Here is a 15,078-nt window from a genome sequence, read left to right as displayed (position 1 = left end):
GCCAGAAACCGAAACCCGCCTGCGCACCACCCCCGACCAACCCCCTCCCAAAAACAAAGGTGTCAGACTGCATTTCCAACAATCACGCCAAAAACAAAGGTGTCAGACTGCAATTTCAAACAAAGGTGTCAGACTGCATTTATTGACCATGGGCCCGGCGCCGACTCCCGGCTGCTCAAAAAACAAAGGTGTCAGACTGCATTTTTCGCGACCGCAGGCCGCCAACTCGAATCGCGAGGCCGCTGCGGCAGCCTGCCAGGCAGGGGCATGGCAGCGCCGGCGCGATTCGCAAAAATGCAGTCTGACACCTTTGTTCCGGGCCGGTCGCGGCCCCTCGCGCCGCGCCGCGATGCGGCGGCGCAATGTCAAAAATGAAGTCTGACACCATTGTTTTGGACGCCGCGGGCCGCGGGCCTGGGCGGGCCTGCCAGGGCCAGAAAATGCAGTCTGACACCTTTGTTTGAAATTGCAGTCTGACACCTTTGTTTTGGGGCGTCGGGGGAATGTGGGGGGCAAGAAAAAGGCCTGCGCGCTGGGGGCGGGCAGGCCGGGGCGGGGCGTCGGGCGCGCGCTCAGGTGTTGCGTTCGCGGCGGGCGCGGACGGCGGCGGCGAGGTCCTCGAGTACGGGGATGGTCTGCGTCCAGCCCAGGCAGGCGTCGGTGATCGACACGCCGTGGGCCAGCGGTACGCCGGGCTTGAGGTCCTGGCGGCCGGGGTTGATGTTGCTCTCGATCATCACGCCGGTGATGCGCGCGTCGCCGCCCGCGATCTGGGCGCCGAGGTCGCGCGCCACGTCGATCTGGCGTTCGTGCGACTTGTTCGAGTTGGCGTGCGAACAGTCCACCATGACCTGCTCGCGCTGGCCGGCGCGCTTGAGCGCGGCGCAACAGGCGTCGACGCTGGCCGCGTCGAAGTTGGGGCCTTGCTTGCCGCCCCGCAGGATCACGTGCGTGTCGACGTTGCCGCGCGTCTCGAAGATCGCGGCCATGCCCATCTTGGTCATGCCCATGAACGCGTGCTTGGCGCCGGCCGCCACCATCGCGTCGGCCGCGATCTGGATGCCGCCGTCGGTGCCGTTCTTGAAGCCCAGCGGGCAGCTCAGGCCGGAGGCCAGCTGACGATGGCTGGGGCTTTCGGTAGTGCGGGCGCCGATCGCGCCCCAGCTCACCAGGTCGGCGATGAACTGCGGGCTGAGCAGGTCGAGGAACTCGGTGGCGATGGGCAGGCCCAGGCCCGAGATCTCGAGCAGCAGCTTGCGCGCGCGGCGCAGGCCTTCGTTGATGCGGAAGCTGCCGTCCAGGCGCGGATCGTTGATGTAGCCCTTCCAGCCCACGGTGGTGCGCGGCTTCTCGAAATACACGCGCATCACCACCAGCAGGTCCTGGCTCAGCGCCTCGGCGCTGGTCTTGAGCTGCCGCGCGTACTCCATGGCCTGGTCGTGGTCGTGGATCGAGCAGGGGCCGACCACCACGATCAGGCGGTCGTCGCGGCCATGCAGCACGTCGGCGATCGCGGCGCGGCTGGTCTCGACCAGATCCTGCACGCCGGCCGGCGTGGGCAGCTCGTCGAGCAGCAGGGCGGGCGAAATCAGCGGGCGCACCGCGCCGATGCGGGTGTCGTCCACGCGGGTGGTGTCGTGGGTGGAATCAGCCTGGCCAACCTCGTGGTCGTGCTGGGGGTCGTCGATACGGGTCAAAGCAATCTCCGGGCGCAGCTCGCGCATCCCCGGGATTATCGCACTTAGTCAAAAAGGGGGCAGATTCATCGAGGCGGTATCCCGAACGGCGGGTGTGGGCCAGACCTGACCACGGCAGCCGGGGCGCCCGTGGAGCGGGGCCGCGGCCCGCGGAATGCCGCCGGCCGCGGCCGTGACGCGCACCCGCCTCCCACCTCGTCTTCCGACCTCAGCCGTGGCGCGCGGTCAGAGCCCAGACGCCCGCCGCCGACAGCAGCGAGCCGCCGGCCAGGTTGAAGCGGCGCTGCGCGCGCGGCGTGGCGAGCAGGCGCCGGGCCTGGTTCGCGAACAGGGCGTAGAGCGTGGCGTTCAGCGTGGCGAGCGCCACGAAGGTGGCCGCCAGGACCGCGTACTGCGGCCCGAGGTCGGCCTGCGGCTGGATGAATTGCGGCAGGAACGCCACGAAAAACATGATGCCCTTGGGGTTCAGCGCGGTCACCAGATAAGTGTTGGCGAAGAGCCGCAGGCGCGACACCGGCGCCGGCGCCGCGCCCGGTGCGGGCAGCGTCACGCCCGCGCGCAGCAGGCGCCAGCCCAGGTACAGCAGATACAGGCCGCCCACGATCTTGACCGCCGTGAACCAGAAAGCCGAGGCCGCGAGCAGGGCGCCGAGGCCGGCGAGCGACAGCAGCATGGCGGTGCTGTCGCCGAGCGCCACCGCCGCCACCAGCGCCAGGCGGGCGCGGCGGCCGTGCGAGATCGAATAGCTGATCACCGCCAGGATGGTCGGGCCGGGAATGATCAGCAGCACGATCGAGGCGCCCACGAAGGCGAGCCAGGTGGCGAAGGTCATGCGGGTCTCCTTGTCGTCCCGGCGCGACGCGCGCCGCATCCGGGGTGGGGTATCGGGAAGAAAGCAGCGCCGGCCCGCCGCTGCGCGCAACGGTCAGCGGCCGCGGGCGCCCGCAGCGCTCAGCGGCGCGAGTCCAGCGCCATGCGCACCGCCAGCGCGCCGAGCAGGCTGCCCATCACCATGCGTTGCGCCACCATCCAGGCCGGGCTGCGCATGAAGAACTGCGAAATCGCGCCGGCCGCCAGCACGATCATGGCGTTCACCGTGACGCTGATGGTGGCCTGGGTGAAGCCCAGCATCAGGCCCTGGGTCAGCACGTGGCCGCGCGCCGGGTCGATGAACTGCGGCAGCAGCGACAGATACAGCACCGCGATCTTCGGATTGAGCAGGCTGGTGAGCAGGCCCATGGTGAAGAGGCGGCGCGGCGAGCTCGGCGCGAGCTGGCGCACCTCGAACGGCGAGCGGCCGCCCGGCCGCAGCGCCTGCCAGGCCAGGTACATCAGGTAGAAGGCGCCGCCGATGCACAGCGCCTCGTAGGCATAGGGCACCGCCATCAGCAGCGCCGTGATGCCCAGCGACGCGCACAGCACGAAGAACATCAGGCCCAGCGCCACGCCGCCCAGCGAGATCAGCCCCGCGCGTCGGCCCTGCGACAGCGAACGCGAGATCAGGTAGACCATGTTGGGGCCGGGCGTGAGCACCATGCCGATACAGATCAGGACAAAGCCGAAAAAACTGCCGAGGTCGAACATGAGGGCACGCGAAGGACGGGAAAACGGCGCGAGCGGAAGAAAAGTCGGCGGGGCGCGCCGCGGGCCCCGCAGGCAGAGTAATCCACATCTGCTCCGTAACAGCAAGATTCCGATGCCGGTGTGGCGTGGGCGCCGCGCTACGATGGTTCGGGCACGTACACACGGAGGTTCCATGGCTTCGAGCAGTCAGACCCGCAAGACCGCTGCGCCGATCCGCGTCGGCATCGGCGGCTGGACGTTTCCGCCCTGGCGCGACGGCGTGTTCTATCCGCCGGGCCTGGCGCAGTCGCGCGAGCTCGAATACGCGGCCAGCGTGCTCACCGCCATCGAGGTCAACGGCACCTTCTACGGCAGCCAGAAGCCCGCCACCTTCGCCGCCTGGGCCGAGCAGGTGCCCGAGCGCTTCGTCTTCAGCCTGAAGGCGCCGCGTTTCGCCACCCATCGCCGGGTGCTGGGCGAGGCGGGCGAATCGGTGCAACGCTTTCTCGACAGCGGCATCGTCGAGCTCGGGCCCAAGCTCGGCCCCATCCTCTGGCAGTTGCCCGCCACCAAGGCATTCGACGCGGCCGACCTGGAGGCCTTCTTCGCCCTGCTGCCCGCGCGGGCGCACGGCCGCGACCTCACTCACGTGCTCGACGCGCGCCACGCCAGCTTCGCCTCGGGCGCCTATGTGCGCCTGGCACGCAAGCACGGCATCGCCACCGTCTACACCGACAGCCCCGACTATCCCAACATCGCCGACCGCACCGCCGACACCGTCTACGCCCGGCTGATGGCCGCGAGCGAGCGCTACGCCAACGGCTATGCGCCCAGTGCGCTGGCGCGCTGGCACGAGCGGGCCCAGGCGTGGGCGCGTGGCGAGGCGCCGGCCGACCTGCCGCGCGTGGTGCCCACCGGGCCGCGTTCGCGCACCCGCCAGGTGTTCGTGTACTTCATCAACGGCGACAAGACCCGCGCCCCGCGCGCCGCCCAGGCCCTGCTGGCGCGCATGAAGGGCTGACGCCCGAACGCAGCGCGGCGCCCGCAGGCGCCGCGTGTTTGCATGCCGCGGCCGGTGGCCGCGCGCGATCAGGCTGCCGTGGGCGTCGCCACGGGCGTGCGCATGGTCACGAACTCTTCGGCGGCGGTCGGGTGGATGCCGATGGTGTCGTCGAACACCGCCTTGGTCGCGCCGGCCTTGAGCGCCACCGCCAGGCCCTGCACGATCTCGCCGGCGTCCGGCCCCACCATGTGGCAGCCGAGCACCCGGTCGGTGTCCGCATCGACGATCAGCTTCATCAGCGTTTTCTCGGTCGATTCGGTGAGCGTGAGCTTCATCGGGCGGAAGCGGCTCTCGAACAGCTTGACGCGGTGGCCCTGTTCGCGCGCCTGCGCGGTGGTCAGGCCCACGGTGCCGATGTTGGGCAGGCTGAACACCGCGGTCGGGATCAGGTCGTAATCGACCTTGCGGTACTCCTCGGGGCGGAATAGGCGGCGCGCCACCGCCATGCCTTCGGCCAGCGCCACCGGCGTGAGCGGCACGCGGCCGATCACGTCGCCGATCGCCAGGATCGACGGCTCGGTGGTCTCGTACTCGTCGTTGACCTTGATGAAGCCGTGGTGGTCGCGTTCGACGCCGGTGTTCTCCAGGCCGAGGTTGTCGGTCATGGCGCGGCGGCCGGTCGCGTAGAACACGCAGTCGGCCTCGATCACCGAGCCATCCGACAGCGTGGCCGCCAGCGTGCCGTCGGGCAGCTTGTCGATGCGCGAGATGTCGCTGGAGAAGCGCAGCGCCATGCCTTTCTTCTGCAGCTCGTCGCGCAGGTGTTCGCGCACCGAGTCGTCGAAGCCGCGCAGGAACAGCTCGCGGCGGTAGATTAGCGTGGTCTGCGCGCCCAGGCCATTGAAGATCGAGGCGAATTCGACGGCGATGTAGCCGCCGCCCACCACCAGCACGCGGCGCGGCAGCTGCTTTAGAAAGAACGCCTCGTTGGAGGTGATCGCGAATTCCTTGCCCGGGATGTCCGGCACGAAGGGCCAGGAGCCCGTGGCGATCAGGATGTGCTGCGCCGTGACCTGCCGGCCGTTGATCTCGACGGTGTGGGCGTCGAGGATGCGCGCATGGCCCTCGTGCAGCGTCACGCCGCTGTTGACCAGCAGATTGCGATAGATGCCGTTCAGGCGCTCGATCTCGCGGTTTTTGTTCTGGATCAGCGTGTGCCAGTCGAAGCCCGGATGGCCCGGCGTCCAGCCGTAGCCGCCCGCCTGCTCGAAGTCTTCGCGATAGTGCGCGCCGTACACCAGCAGCTTTTTCGGCACGCAGCCGACGTTGACGCAGGTGCCGCCGAGGTAGCGGCTCTCGGCCACCGCGACGCGGGCGCCGTAGCCGGCCGCGAAACGGGCCGCGCGCACGCCGCCCGAGCCTGCACCAATCACATACAGATCGAAATCAAAAGCCATGAATACGTTTCCTTGCTCGCCGGCCGGGCGCAACAGGCCTGATTGCCAGGGCCGCGACGCGGGGTTGGACAGTTCGGGCTCTATTAAACCCGAGACTGGGCCCGCCCGCTCGGCTTGTCCCTGGCCGCCGATGGGATATAAAGACGGAACACGGTAAATCGGGGGGCGCAGGCCCCATTGGCGACGCAATGCAGGAAGACGGTTTCTTTTCTTCGGCAGGATCTTTTCTGGGCGGCATCATCCGCGCAGTGGTCGACGGCCTGCGCTGGCTGTTCGGCGGGCTGGGCCGCGCGCTGTCGGATTTCTTCAACGGCCTGGCGTCCGCGCTCGGCATGAGCCCCAACGTCTTCAACTTCGCCTTGCTGCTGCTCGGCCTGTTGTTCGTCTGGGCCGCCATCAAGGCGTTCCTGGGGCGCTCGATCTTCAGCGGCCTGTTCTGGCTGCTGCTCGCCATGCTGCTGCTCGGCGCGCTGATCGGAGGCTGACCGTGCTCTATGGCTGGCTCGCCGACGCCGTGGTGCTGTTCCACGGCCTGTTCGTGCTGTTCGCGGTCGCGGGCGGCCTGCTGCTGCGGCGCTGGCCCAGGCTGGCATGGCTCCATCTGGCCGCGCTGGCGTGGGCGGTGATGATCACCACCACCGGCGGCATCTGCCCGCTCACGCCGCTCGAAAACGACCTGCGCTGGCGCGCCGGCCAGGAAGGCTACGAGGGCGGCTTCATCGCCCACTATGTCTGGTCGGCGCTGTATCCGCAGGGCCTGACCCGGCCGGTGCAGACCACGCTCGGGCTGGCCGCGCTGGCGGGCAACATCATCGTCTATACGCTGTGGTGGCGCCGCCGCCGGGCCGCCGCGCGGCCGTTGCGCGCGCAACCCTAGCGCCGCGTGCCGGCGTGCCCCGCGTTCAGCGGCGCGCCGCGTGGGTCAGCTGCGCCAGCTTCGCCGCGATGCCGTCGAAACGCTCGGCGGAGGTGTTGCCATAGCCCAGCACCAGGCCGTTGTCGCGCGCCTGCGGACACAGCACGAAGCTCGACAGCGCGGCCGGCGCGATGCCGTGCGGCGCGGCGCTCGCCACGATCGCGCGGTCGGGGTAGGCCTCGGGCAGGCGCAGCGTGAGGTGCAGGCCGCAATGGCCGCCTTCGAGCGAGTGCGGCATGTCGAAGTGCCGCGCCAGGGCCTCGCGCAACGCCTTCTGACGCTCGCGATACAGCCTGCGCATGCGATTCAGGTGGCGCGTGAACTGGCCGCTCTCGATGAAGTCGGCCAGGGCCAGCTGCTCGTGGCGGTGCCCGCCGCGCAACAGCTCGCCCAGGGCCGGGCCCACGACGGGCGCCAGCGCCTGCGGCAACACCAGAAAGCCGATGCGCAGCGACGGAAACATCGTCTTCGAGAACGTGCCCACGTACAGCACGGGCGCGGCGTCGACCAGGCCCTGCATCGCGGCGATGGGCTCGCCGTGATGGCGGAATTCGCTGTCGTAATCGTCTTCGATGATCCAGGCGCCATGGCTGCGCGCCAGCGCGATCAGCTCCAGCCGCCGCGCGGCCGACAGCACGGCGCCGGTGGGGTACTGGTGCGACGGGGTGGTGTAGATGAGGCGCGGCGGACGGGTGCGCCAGTCTTCGGCGCTGGCCGCCAGGCCCTCCGGCCCGACCCGCACCGGCACCATGCGCAGGTCGCCCAGCGCGAACGCGGTCTTGGCGCCGCGATAGCCGGGGTCTTCGACCCAGGCGGTCTCGCCCGGGTTCGACAGCAGCTTCACGCACAGCGTGAGCGCCTCCTGCGCCCCTTCGGTGATCACGATCCGGGCCGGCTCGCAGCGCACGCCGCGCGCCAGGCCGAGGTAGCGGGCGATGGCGGTGCGCAGCGCCGGCTCGCCGGCCGGGTCGCCGTAGCCCAGCGCCGCGGCGCCGCTGCCGCGCACCGCGCGCTCGAGCGCGCCGCGCCAGGCAGCCTGCGGAAAGTGATTCAGCGCCGGCGTGCCGGGCCGCAGCGCCAGGTGGATGTCGTTGCGTGGTGCGCTGGGCACGATGCCCGCGAGCCTGGTCGACACGGCGGGCAGGGCGGCCGCGGGCGCCGCCTCGCCTTTGATGCCGGCGCCGGCCTCGGCCTGGACGCGGCGCGCGAGCGGCGCCACCCGGGTGCCCTGGCGGTCGGCCAGCACATAGCCCTCGGCGGCCAGATGGTCGTAGGCGATGGTGACGGTGTTGCGCGAGATCCCGAGCGACTCCGCCAGGGCGCGCGAGGCCGGCAGCCGCGTGCCGGGCGCCAGCCGCCCGGTCAGGATGGCCTGGCGCAGGCGGTGTTGCAGCTGGCGCTGCAGCGGCGGCGCGCCGCGGCCATTGTCGGCGGTCATTTCCAGCGGGGCATCGAGCAGGTCGAGTTCGAACGAGGGCGCGGCGGTGGCGGACATGGCAAAAGCGCGTGGCACTATCAGGTTGGCGTGTCGTGGCCTTTTTATCATGCCACGATAGGCGCTACCTTAGCGCATCGTCTGGCATTCCGGCAGACAAATCACGCTTCCGTTGCGAGGAACACCATGGCTTCGTTGCTCAATCCCTTCGGTCAACCCATCGGCGAGCCCCTGCCGGGCTGGACGGCGCGCCAGCCGCCGCCCCGCACGCCGATCGAGGGGCGCTACTGCCGCCTCGAACCGCTCGACGCCGAGCGTCACGCGGCCGAGCTGTACGCCGCCTATTCGCAGGCGCCGGACGCGCGCGACTGGACCTACCTGTCGGTGGGCCCGTTCGAGGATGCGGCGCGCTATCGCGACTTTGCCGAGCGTGCCGCCGCCAGCAAGGATCCGCTGCACCACGCCGTGATCGACCTGGCCACCGGCCGGGCCGTGGGCACCCTGGCGCTCATGCGGATCGATCCGCCGGCCGGCGTGATCGAGGTGGGCTTCGTGACGTACTCGCCGCTATTGCAGCGCTCGCGCGCCTCGACCGAGGCGCAGTACCTGCTGATGCGCCGCGCCTTCGACGAGCTCGGCTATCGCCGCTACGAATGGAAGTGCGACAGCCTGAATGCGCCGTCGCGCCGCGCCGCCGAGCGGCTGGGATTCGAATACGAGGGGCTGTTCCGCCAGGCCACCGTCTACAAGGGTCGCTCGCGCGACACGGCGTGGTTCTCGATCCTCGACTCGGAGTGGCCGGCGGTGAAGGCGGGCTTCGAGGCCTGGCTCGCGCCGTCGAACTTCGACGCGCAGGGCAACCAGCGCCAGTCGCTCGCCTCGTTGCGCACGCAACGGCGCGCCGCCGCCTGACGGCGGCGCGGCAGGGCCCGCGTCAGCGCCCGCGCAGGCGGGCCCATTGCTCCTGGATCAGGCCGGCCGCGCTCACCAGCATGATGCCGGCCAGCACCAGCACGGCGCCGAGCGCGAAGGTGGGGTCGATGGGCTCGTCGAGGATCCACACGCCGAAGCCCACGCCGAACAGCGGCGTGAGGAAGGAGAGAATGGATAGGCGCGAGGCGAGGTAGCGGCGCAGCAGCCAGAACCACGTGAGGTAGCTCGACAGCGCCACCACCACGCACTGGAACAGGACCGACACCACCGCCTGGCCCGACCAGTGCGGCGCGGCGGCCGGGCCGGCGGCCCACACGGCGGGCAGGGCGATGCCGGCCACCACCATCTGATAGAACAAGGTCTTGGCGGCGGGCGCCTCCGACAGCCGCGAGCGCCGGATCACCACCGTGGTGAGGCCCCAGGCGGCGCCGGCCAGCAGTCCCAGGAAATCGCCCAGCAGCATGTTGGGCGCGGCCGCGCTGGCGGCCGCCTGCGCGTCCACGCCCTTGCCCAGGAACGCCAGTGCAATGCCGCCGAACGCGACCGCCACGCCCGCCCACTGCAGCGGACGCAGGCGCTCCTCGGGCACCAGCAGGTGCAGCCCGAGCGCCGCGAAGATGGGCGCGGTGTAGAGAAACACCGACATGTGCGAGGCCGTGGTGTAGTTCAACCCCAGCGCCACCATCAGGAATTCGCCCGCGAACAGCACGCCCGCCAGCAGGCCGGCGGGCAGGGTGCCGTCGCGCAGCTCGGCCAGACCGCGCCGGCGCAGCACCACGATGCCCAGCACCACGGCGGCGAACGCCGAGCGCAGGCCGATCTGCAGCATGGGCGAGATGTCGGCTGCGACCAGCTTGATCGCGATCTGCTGGAAGCCCCAGCAGATGCACAGCAGCAGCATCACGCTGGTGGCGAAGGTGTCCAGCGGCAGCCGGGTGGCCGGCGCGGCGGCGGTCCGGCTCACGGCAGTTCCGCCGGATAGCTGTCGAGCGCGAGGCCGATCTGCTGGCGCAGATCCCAATCGGCCAGCTGCGCGCTCACGGGCCCGTAGAATGCGCCGTCGCGCACCACGTAGAGCGCGGGCAGGTGGAACACCTCGTAGCGCTGGACCAGGCCGCCGTTGTGGCCGGCATCGATCCAGCACAGCCGCTCGATCGGCAGGTCGAATTCGGGCAGGCGCTGGCGCGCCACCTGGCAGTTGGCGCAGGTGCGGCTGTAGAAGACCAGCAGCGAGAGGCCGGGCGCGTCCAGCAGGTAGCGGTCGGCCGTGCCGTCGTTGAGTTCGATCTGTTCCATGGTGTTTTTCGAGACGGATGCGTGAGCATACCCAAGCGCCGGCCCGGCGGCGGTGGCGGCCCGGCCGGCGGCAGGGTTATCGCGCGAGCTGGGCGTCGAGGTCGAGCAGGGTCTGGTAAAGCACGCGGGTGCCGTCCAGCAGTTGCGACGGCTCGATCCACTCCTCGGGGCAATGGCTGCGCCCGCCCTTGCACGGAATGAACACCATGCCGATCGGACCGCTGGGCGCCATGTAGACGGCATCGTGGCCGGCGCCGCTGGGCATGCGCATGTTGGCATAGCCCAGGCGCGTGGCCGCCTGCTCGACCGCGTCCATCACCAGCGGCGTGCAGTCGGTGGGGCGCGCGCGGCTCAGGCCGCTCATCGTCGCCTGCAGGCGCAGCTCGGCCAGCCCGCTGGCGACCTCGTCGAGCACCGCTTCGGGAAAGCCTTCGAGCACGGCGTCGCTGTCGCTGCGCACCTCGAGCACGAGCTCGACCTTGCCGGGCACCGCGTTGGGCACGTTGGGCGTCATCGCGATGCGGCCGACGGTGGCGACCACGTAATGCGGATTGCCGCTGGCCGCGCTGGCGCGCCGGTGCGCAGCCTCGATCACGCGCGCCGCGCCCACCAGCGCGTCGCGCCGGATGTCCATCGGCGTGGTGCCGGCGTGATCGGGCTGGCCCGTGACCGTGATGGCCACGCGGCGGATGCCCACGATGTTGGTGACCACGCCGATCGGCAGGCCGCGGGTTTCGAGGACCGGGCCCTGCTCGATGTGCAGTTCGACGAACGCGGCCGTGCTGCCGGGCGCGCGCTGCACCGAGGCGAGCCGCGCGGGATCGCCGCCCGCGCGCGCCAGGCCCTCGGCCAGGGTTTCGCCGGCGGGATTGCGCGCGGCCAGCATGTCGGGGTGCAGCACGCCGGCCAGCGCACGGCTGCCGACACACGAGATGCCGTAGTCGCTCGGCTCTTCGGACAGGAAATCGATCACCTCCAGCGGGTGCTGGAGCTCGATGCCTTGCTCCTGCAGCGTGTGGGCGATCTCGATGCCGGCCAGCACGCCGATGATGCCGTCGAAACGGCCGCCCTCGACCACGGTGTCGCAGTGCGATCCGGTGGCCAGCACCGGGGCGCCGGGGTTGCGGCCTGCGCGCCGGCCCACCAGGTTGCCGCCCGCATCCACGTGGGTGCGCAGGCCGGCCGCCTCGAATTGCGCGCGCAACCATTCCCGGCTTTCCGCCCACAGCGGCGTGAACGCGCGGCGCGTCCAGGGTTGATCGGCCAGCGTGAAGCGCGACAGGGCTTCGACGCGCGACCACAGGCGTTCGGCATTGAGCGGGGGCGGGGACAAGGGCATGAGGCGACGGCGTAAAACGGGGAGAGACAATGGGCGCAGCGAGTGCGGCGCCCGCGTGGAATGCGCCCGATTATGTCATAGGCCCGGCCGCGTCCCGGCGTGCGCGCATGCTGCACTGCGATGTGTTCATCGCACGGGTTAACCCCTAGCAAAACAGACGTGACCAGCCGTAAAGACGATTGGACCCATTGGGGGCCGCAAGTAATATCGACCGTGATCGCCCGGCGGCTTCGGCCGCCGGGCCGGCTTTTTTGGCAATGCCCCGCCACCGGCGCGTGTCCCGGCCCGCCGCGACCCGCCCGGTGTGCTCATGCAACTTCTTTGAGGAGATACCCCCGATGACGCTCGCTTCCGAGGCTCATGCCGTGGCGTTGAATGTGCCTGCCTATGTCAAACACCCGAAGCTGATCGAATGGGTGCGCGGCGTGGTCGCGCACACGCAGCCCGATGCCGTGGTGTGGTGCGACGGTTCACAGGAAGAGTACGACCGCCTGTGCGAACAGATGGTGCAGGCCGGCACGATGCGCCGCCTGAATCCCGCCAAGCGCCCCAACTCCTATCTGGCCTGGTCCGATCCGTCGGACGTGGCGCGCGTGGAAGACCGTACCTTCATCTGCTCGGCCCGCGAAGAGGATGCCGGCCCCACCAACAACTGGGCCGCGCCCGACGAGATGCGCGCCACGCTCGACGGCCTGTTCGCCGGTGCCATGCGCGGCCGCACGCTGTACGTGGTGCCGTTCTCGATGGGCCCGCTCGGCTCGCCGATCGCGCACATCGGCGTCGAGCTGTCCGACAGCCCCTACGTGGCCGTGAACATGCGCATCATGACGCGCATGGGCCGTGCCGTGTACGACGTGCTGGGCACCGATGGCGAGTTCGTGCCCTGCGTGCACAGCGTGGGCGCGCCGCTCGAGCCGGGCGAGGCCGACGTGGCCTGGCCCTGCAACCCCACCAAATACATCGTGCATTTCCCGGAGACGCGCGAGATCTGGAGCTACGGCTCGGGCTACGGCGGCAATGCGCTGCTGGGCAAGAAGTGCTTCGCGCTGCGTATCGCGTCCACCATGGGCCGCGACCAGGGCTGGCTGGCCGAACACATGCTGATCCTCGGCGTGACCTCGCCCAAGGGCGAGAAGCGCCACATCGCGGCCGCCTTCCCCTCGGCCTGCGGCAAAACCAACTTCGCCATGCTGATCCCGCCGCAGGGCATGGACGGCTGGAAGGTCAGCACCATCGGCGACGACATCGCCTGGATCAAGCCGGGCGCCGACGGCCGCCTGTACGCGATCAACCCCGAGGCCGGCTATTTCGGCGTGGCCCCCGGCACCAGCGAAAAGACCAATCCCAACGCCATGGCCACGCTCAAGGCCAACGTGATCTTCACCAACGTGGCGCTCACCGATGACGGCGACGTGTGGTGGGAAGGCATGACCGACACGCCGCCCGCGCACCTGATCGACTGGCAGGGCCAGGACTGGACGCCTGCCAGCGCAGCCCAGACCGGCCGCAAGGCCGCGCACCCGAATGCGCGCTTCACCGCGCCCGCCTCGCAATGCCCCTCGATCGATCCCGAATGGGAGAATCCCAAGGGCGTGGCGATCGACGCCTTCATCTTCGGTGGCCGCCGCTCCAATACGGTGCCGCTGGTGACCGAGGCGCGCAACTGGGTCGAGGGCGTCTACATGGCCGCCACGATGGGCTCCGAAACCACCGCCGCGGCCGCCGGCCAGCAGGGCGTGGTGCGCCGCGATCCTTTCGCCATGCTGCCGTTCTGCGGCTACAACATGAGCGACTACTTCACCCACTGGCTCAAGCTCGGTCAGCGCCTGCAGGCCAAGGGCGCCAAGCTGCCGCACATCTACTGCGTCAACTGGTTCCGCAAGGGCCCGGACGGCAAGTTCGTGTGGCCCGGCTTCGGCGAAAACATGCGCGTGCTCAAGTGGATCCTGGGCCGTCTCGAGGGCACGGCGGGCGGCGCCGAACAGGCGTTCGGCATCTCGCCCACCTATCGCGACATCGACTGGACCGGCCTCGAGTTCAGCCCCGATGCGTTCGAGCTGGTGATCTCCAGCGACGGCCCGGCCTGGCGCGAGGAGCTCAACCTGCACGCCGAGCTGTTCGACCAGCTCGCCCAGGGCCTGCCCGAAGAACTGGCGACCACCAAGAGCGAGATCGAGCGCCGCCTCGCGGCCTGATCGCGTCGGGGCAGTGCGGCCACGGCCGCCCGGCTTGCCGGGCGGCCGTTGTACATTGGGGCCCATGAGCAAGCACACTCCCGATCTCGATGCCGTGAGCGCCGGCACCCTGGCCGACTACGCGGCGGTCGCCGCCGCCTTCGAGGCCGGCACGCGCGACCACGACGTGAGCCAGAACGTCGACGCGCTGCTGCGCCACCTGCCGGGCGACCGGCCCCTGGACATCCTCGACTTCGGCTGCGGGCCGGGGCGCGACCTGCGCACCTTCGCCGCGCGCGGCCACCGGCCCGTGGGCCTGGACGGCGTGGCCGAGTTCGTGGCCATGGCGCGCGCCAGCGGCGCGGGCGAGGTCTGGCAGCAGGACTTCCTGCATCTGGACCTGCCGCCGGCCGCGTTCGACGGCGTGTTCGCCAACGCCAGCCTGTTCCACGTGCCCGGCGCCGTGCTGCCGCGCGTGCTGGGGCAGCTGCACGCCACGCTGCGGCCCGGCGGCGCGCTGTTCGCGTCCAATCCGCGCGGCGCCAACCAGGAGGGCTGGGCGCGCGGGCGCTATGGCGTATGGCACGACTGGCCGCAATGGCAGGCGCTGCTGGAGGCGGCCGGTTTCGAGGCGCTCGAACACTACTACCGGCCCGCGGGCCTGCCGCGCGAGCAGCAGCCCTGGCTCGCCAGCGTGTGGCGCCGCCCGTGAAGCGGGTCGAGGCCGAGGCGCAGGCCTTGTCGCCGGCCCAGGCGGCGGTGCAGGGCTTCGGCGCCGTGTCGGATGCCCGCGCCCGCGTGCTGGTGCTGGGCACCATGCCCGGGGTGGTCTCGCTCGCCGCCGGCCGCTACTACGCCAACCCGCGCAACGCGTTCTGGCCCATCATGGCCGCGCTGTACGGCATCGATCCGCAGGCCGACTACGGCATCCGGCTGGCGCAGTTGCGCGACGCGGGCGTGGCGCTGTGGGACGTGCTCGCCGAATGCGAGCGCCCGGGCAGCCTGGATGCCGCGATCGTGGCGGGCAGCGCCCGTGCCAACGATTTCGCGGCCTTCCTGGCCGCGCATCCGGCCATCGAGCGCATCGCGTTCAACGGCGCCAAGGCCGCGGCGCTGTTCAAGCGCCATGCGCTGCCGCAGCTGGCCGGCCTGGAGCGGCCGCTTTGCTACCTGAGTCTGCCGTCCACCAGCCCCGCGCACGCGGCGCAGCCGCTCGCGGCCAAGCTGGCGGCGTGGCGCGCGCTGGCGCAGGCCTGAGGCCCGCG

15 protein-coding genes are annotated in these 15,078 nt (G+C 70.5%); 7 read left to right on the top strand and 8 right to left on the bottom strand.

Annotated elements, in window-relative coordinates; translation table 11 throughout:
* Window positions 1-572: 572 nt before the first annotated feature.
* From CEG14_RS12895 to CEG14_RS12885, 3 genes are all read right to left on the bottom strand, one after another.
* On the bottom strand, window positions 573-1,697 hold the full coding sequence (locus tag CEG14_RS12895) for a 3-deoxy-7-phosphoheptulonate synthase (protein ID WP_094826744.1): 1,125 nt from the start codon (window positions 1,695-1,697) through the stop codon (window positions 573-575).
* 208 nt (window positions 1,698-1,905) lie between these two features.
* Window positions 1,906-2,529: a LysE family translocator gene (locus CEG14_RS12890; RefSeq protein ID WP_094826743.1), complete on the bottom strand. Its 624-nt coding sequence runs from the start codon at window positions 2,527-2,529 to the stop codon at window positions 1,906-1,908.
* Between the two features lie 119 nt (window positions 2,530-2,648).
* Window positions 2,649-3,281, bottom strand: coding sequence for a LysE family translocator (locus CEG14_RS12885; protein ID WP_094826742.1), 633 nt, complete (start codon window positions 3,279-3,281; stop codon window positions 2,649-2,651).
* Between the two features lie 172 nt (window positions 3,282-3,453).
* On the opposite strand from CEG14_RS12885, the gene CEG14_RS12880 reads away from it, so the two are divergent.
* Window positions 3,454-4,281, top strand: coding sequence for a DUF72 domain-containing protein (locus tag CEG14_RS12880; protein WP_094826741.1), 828 nt, complete (start codon window positions 3,454-3,456; stop codon window positions 4,279-4,281).
* Window positions 4,282-4,349: 68 nt separating this feature from the next.
* Here the strand turns inward: CEG14_RS12880 and gorA are convergent, their stop codons facing one another.
* Window positions 4,350-5,720, bottom strand: a complete 1,371-nt coding sequence (gorA, locus tag CEG14_RS12875; protein ID WP_094826740.1) for a glutathione-disulfide reductase — start codon at window positions 5,718-5,720, stop codon at window positions 4,350-4,352.
* A gap of 188 nt (window positions 5,721-5,908) precedes the next feature.
* Between gorA and CEG14_RS12870 the strand changes: the two genes are divergently transcribed.
* Entirely contained in the window at window positions 5,909-6,205 is a 297-nt protein-coding gene (locus tag CEG14_RS12870) for a hypothetical protein (protein ID WP_094826739.1), read from the top strand.
* 2 nt (window positions 6,206-6,207) lie between these two features.
* Window positions 6,208-6,597 (top strand): DUF2784 domain-containing protein, encoded by a 390-nt coding sequence (locus CEG14_RS12865; RefSeq protein ID WP_094826738.1) that lies wholly within the window; start codon window positions 6,208-6,210, stop codon window positions 6,595-6,597.
* A gap of 25 nt (window positions 6,598-6,622) precedes the next feature.
* On the opposite strand, the gene pdxR is transcribed toward CEG14_RS12865, so the two are convergent.
* Window positions 6,623-8,074, bottom strand: a complete 1,452-nt coding sequence (gene pdxR / locus CEG14_RS12860; RefSeq protein ID WP_256985791.1) for a MocR-like pyridoxine biosynthesis transcription factor PdxR — start codon at window positions 8,072-8,074, stop codon at window positions 6,623-6,625.
* A 183-nt stretch (window positions 8,075-8,257) separates the two neighbouring features.
* Here pdxR and CEG14_RS12855 point away from each other — a divergent pair, with 183 nt between their 5' ends.
* Window positions 8,258-8,983, top strand: coding sequence for a GNAT family N-acetyltransferase (locus tag CEG14_RS12855; protein WP_094826736.1), 726 nt, complete (start codon window positions 8,258-8,260; stop codon window positions 8,981-8,983).
* 22 nt (window positions 8,984-9,005) lie between these two features.
* Here CEG14_RS12855 and CEG14_RS12850 read toward each other — a convergent pair whose 3' ends face one another.
* The 3 genes from CEG14_RS12850 to CEG14_RS12840 all read right to left on the bottom strand — a co-directional run bounded on the left by CEG14_RS12850 (window position 9,006) and on the right by CEG14_RS12840 (window position 11,639).
* A complete protein-coding gene (locus CEG14_RS12850; protein ID WP_094827525.1) occupies window positions 9,006-9,905 on the bottom strand; it encodes a DMT family transporter in 900 nt (299 codons plus the stop codon).
* 59 nt (window positions 9,906-9,964) lie between these two features.
* Complete coding sequence (locus tag CEG14_RS12845; RefSeq protein ID WP_094826735.1) at window positions 9,965-10,300, bottom strand: thioredoxin family protein; 336 nt, start codon at window positions 10,298-10,300, stop codon at window positions 9,965-9,967.
* A 76-nt stretch (window positions 10,301-10,376) separates the two neighbouring features.
* Window positions 10,377-11,639: a Zn-dependent hydrolase gene (locus tag CEG14_RS12840; RefSeq protein ID WP_094826734.1), complete on the bottom strand. Its 1,263-nt coding sequence runs from the start codon at window positions 11,637-11,639 to the stop codon at window positions 10,377-10,379.
* A 338-nt stretch (window positions 11,640-11,977) separates the two neighbouring features.
* Between CEG14_RS12840 and CEG14_RS12835 the strand changes: the two genes are divergently transcribed.
* The 3 genes from CEG14_RS12835 to CEG14_RS12825 all read left to right on the top strand — a co-directional run bounded on the left by CEG14_RS12835 (window position 11,978) and on the right by CEG14_RS12825 (window position 15,070).
* Window positions 11,978-13,834, top strand: coding sequence for a phosphoenolpyruvate carboxykinase (GTP) (locus CEG14_RS12835; RefSeq protein WP_094826733.1), 1,857 nt, complete (start codon window positions 11,978-11,980; stop codon window positions 13,832-13,834).
* A gap of 64 nt (window positions 13,835-13,898) precedes the next feature.
* Complete coding sequence (locus CEG14_RS12830; protein ID WP_094826732.1) at window positions 13,899-14,525, top strand: class I SAM-dependent DNA methyltransferase; 627 nt, start codon at window positions 13,899-13,901, stop codon at window positions 14,523-14,525.
* Complete coding sequence (locus CEG14_RS12825; RefSeq protein ID WP_373454194.1) at window positions 14,522-15,070, top strand: DNA-deoxyinosine glycosylase; 549 nt, start codon at window positions 14,522-14,524, stop codon at window positions 15,068-15,070. Before CEG14_RS12830 ends, CEG14_RS12825 begins: the two co-directional genes overlap by 4 nt.
* The last annotated feature ends 8 nt before the right edge of the window (window positions 15,071-15,078 follow it).

Source organism: Bordetella genomosp. 1, assembly GCF_002261335.1.
Taxonomy (GTDB): domain Bacteria; phylum Pseudomonadota; class Gammaproteobacteria; order Burkholderiales; family Burkholderiaceae_B; genus Bordetella.
This window is presented reverse-complemented; position numbering and strand designations above follow the sequence as displayed.

Excerpts from the sequence above, each read along its gene's own strand:
- CEG14_RS12890 (WP_094826743.1), bottom strand. The coding sequence starts at position 2,529 with ATGACCTTCGCCACCTGGCTCGCCTTCGTGGGCGCCTCGATCGTGCTG.
- CEG14_RS12885 (WP_094826742.1), bottom strand. The coding sequence starts at position 3,281 with ATGTTCGACCTCGGCAGTTTTTTCGGCTTTGTCCTGATCTGTATCGGC.
- CEG14_RS12880 (WP_094826741.1), top strand. The coding sequence starts at position 3,454 with ATGGCTTCGAGCAGTCAGACCCGCAAGACCGCTGCGCCGATCCGCGTC.
- gorA (WP_094826740.1), bottom strand. The coding sequence starts at position 5,720 with ATGGCTTTTGATTTCGATCTGTATGTGATTGGTGCAGGCTCGGGCGGC.
- CEG14_RS12870 (WP_094826739.1), top strand. The coding sequence starts at position 5,909 with ATGCAGGAAGACGGTTTCTTTTCTTCGGCAGGATCTTTTCTGGGCGGC.
- pdxR (WP_256985791.1), bottom strand. The coding sequence starts at position 8,074 with ATGACCGCCGACAATGGCCGCGGCGCGCCGCCGCTGCAGCGCCAGCTG.
- CEG14_RS12855 (WP_094826736.1), top strand. The coding sequence starts at position 8,258 with ATGGCTTCGTTGCTCAATCCCTTCGGTCAACCCATCGGCGAGCCCCTG.
- CEG14_RS12850 (WP_094827525.1), bottom strand. The coding sequence starts at position 9,905 with ATGCTGCTGCTGTGCATCTGCTGGGGCTTCCAGCAGATCGCGATCAAG.
- CEG14_RS12845 (WP_094826735.1), bottom strand. The coding sequence starts at position 10,300 with ATGGAACAGATCGAACTCAACGACGGCACGGCCGACCGCTACCTGCTG.
- CEG14_RS12840 (WP_094826734.1), bottom strand. The coding sequence starts at position 11,639 with ATGCCCTTGTCCCCGCCCCCGCTCAATGCCGAACGCCTGTGGTCGCGC.
- CEG14_RS12835 (WP_094826733.1), top strand. The coding sequence starts at position 11,978 with ATGACGCTCGCTTCCGAGGCTCATGCCGTGGCGTTGAATGTGCCTGCC.
- CEG14_RS12830 (WP_094826732.1), top strand. The coding sequence starts at position 13,899 with ATGAGCAAGCACACTCCCGATCTCGATGCCGTGAGCGCCGGCACCCTG.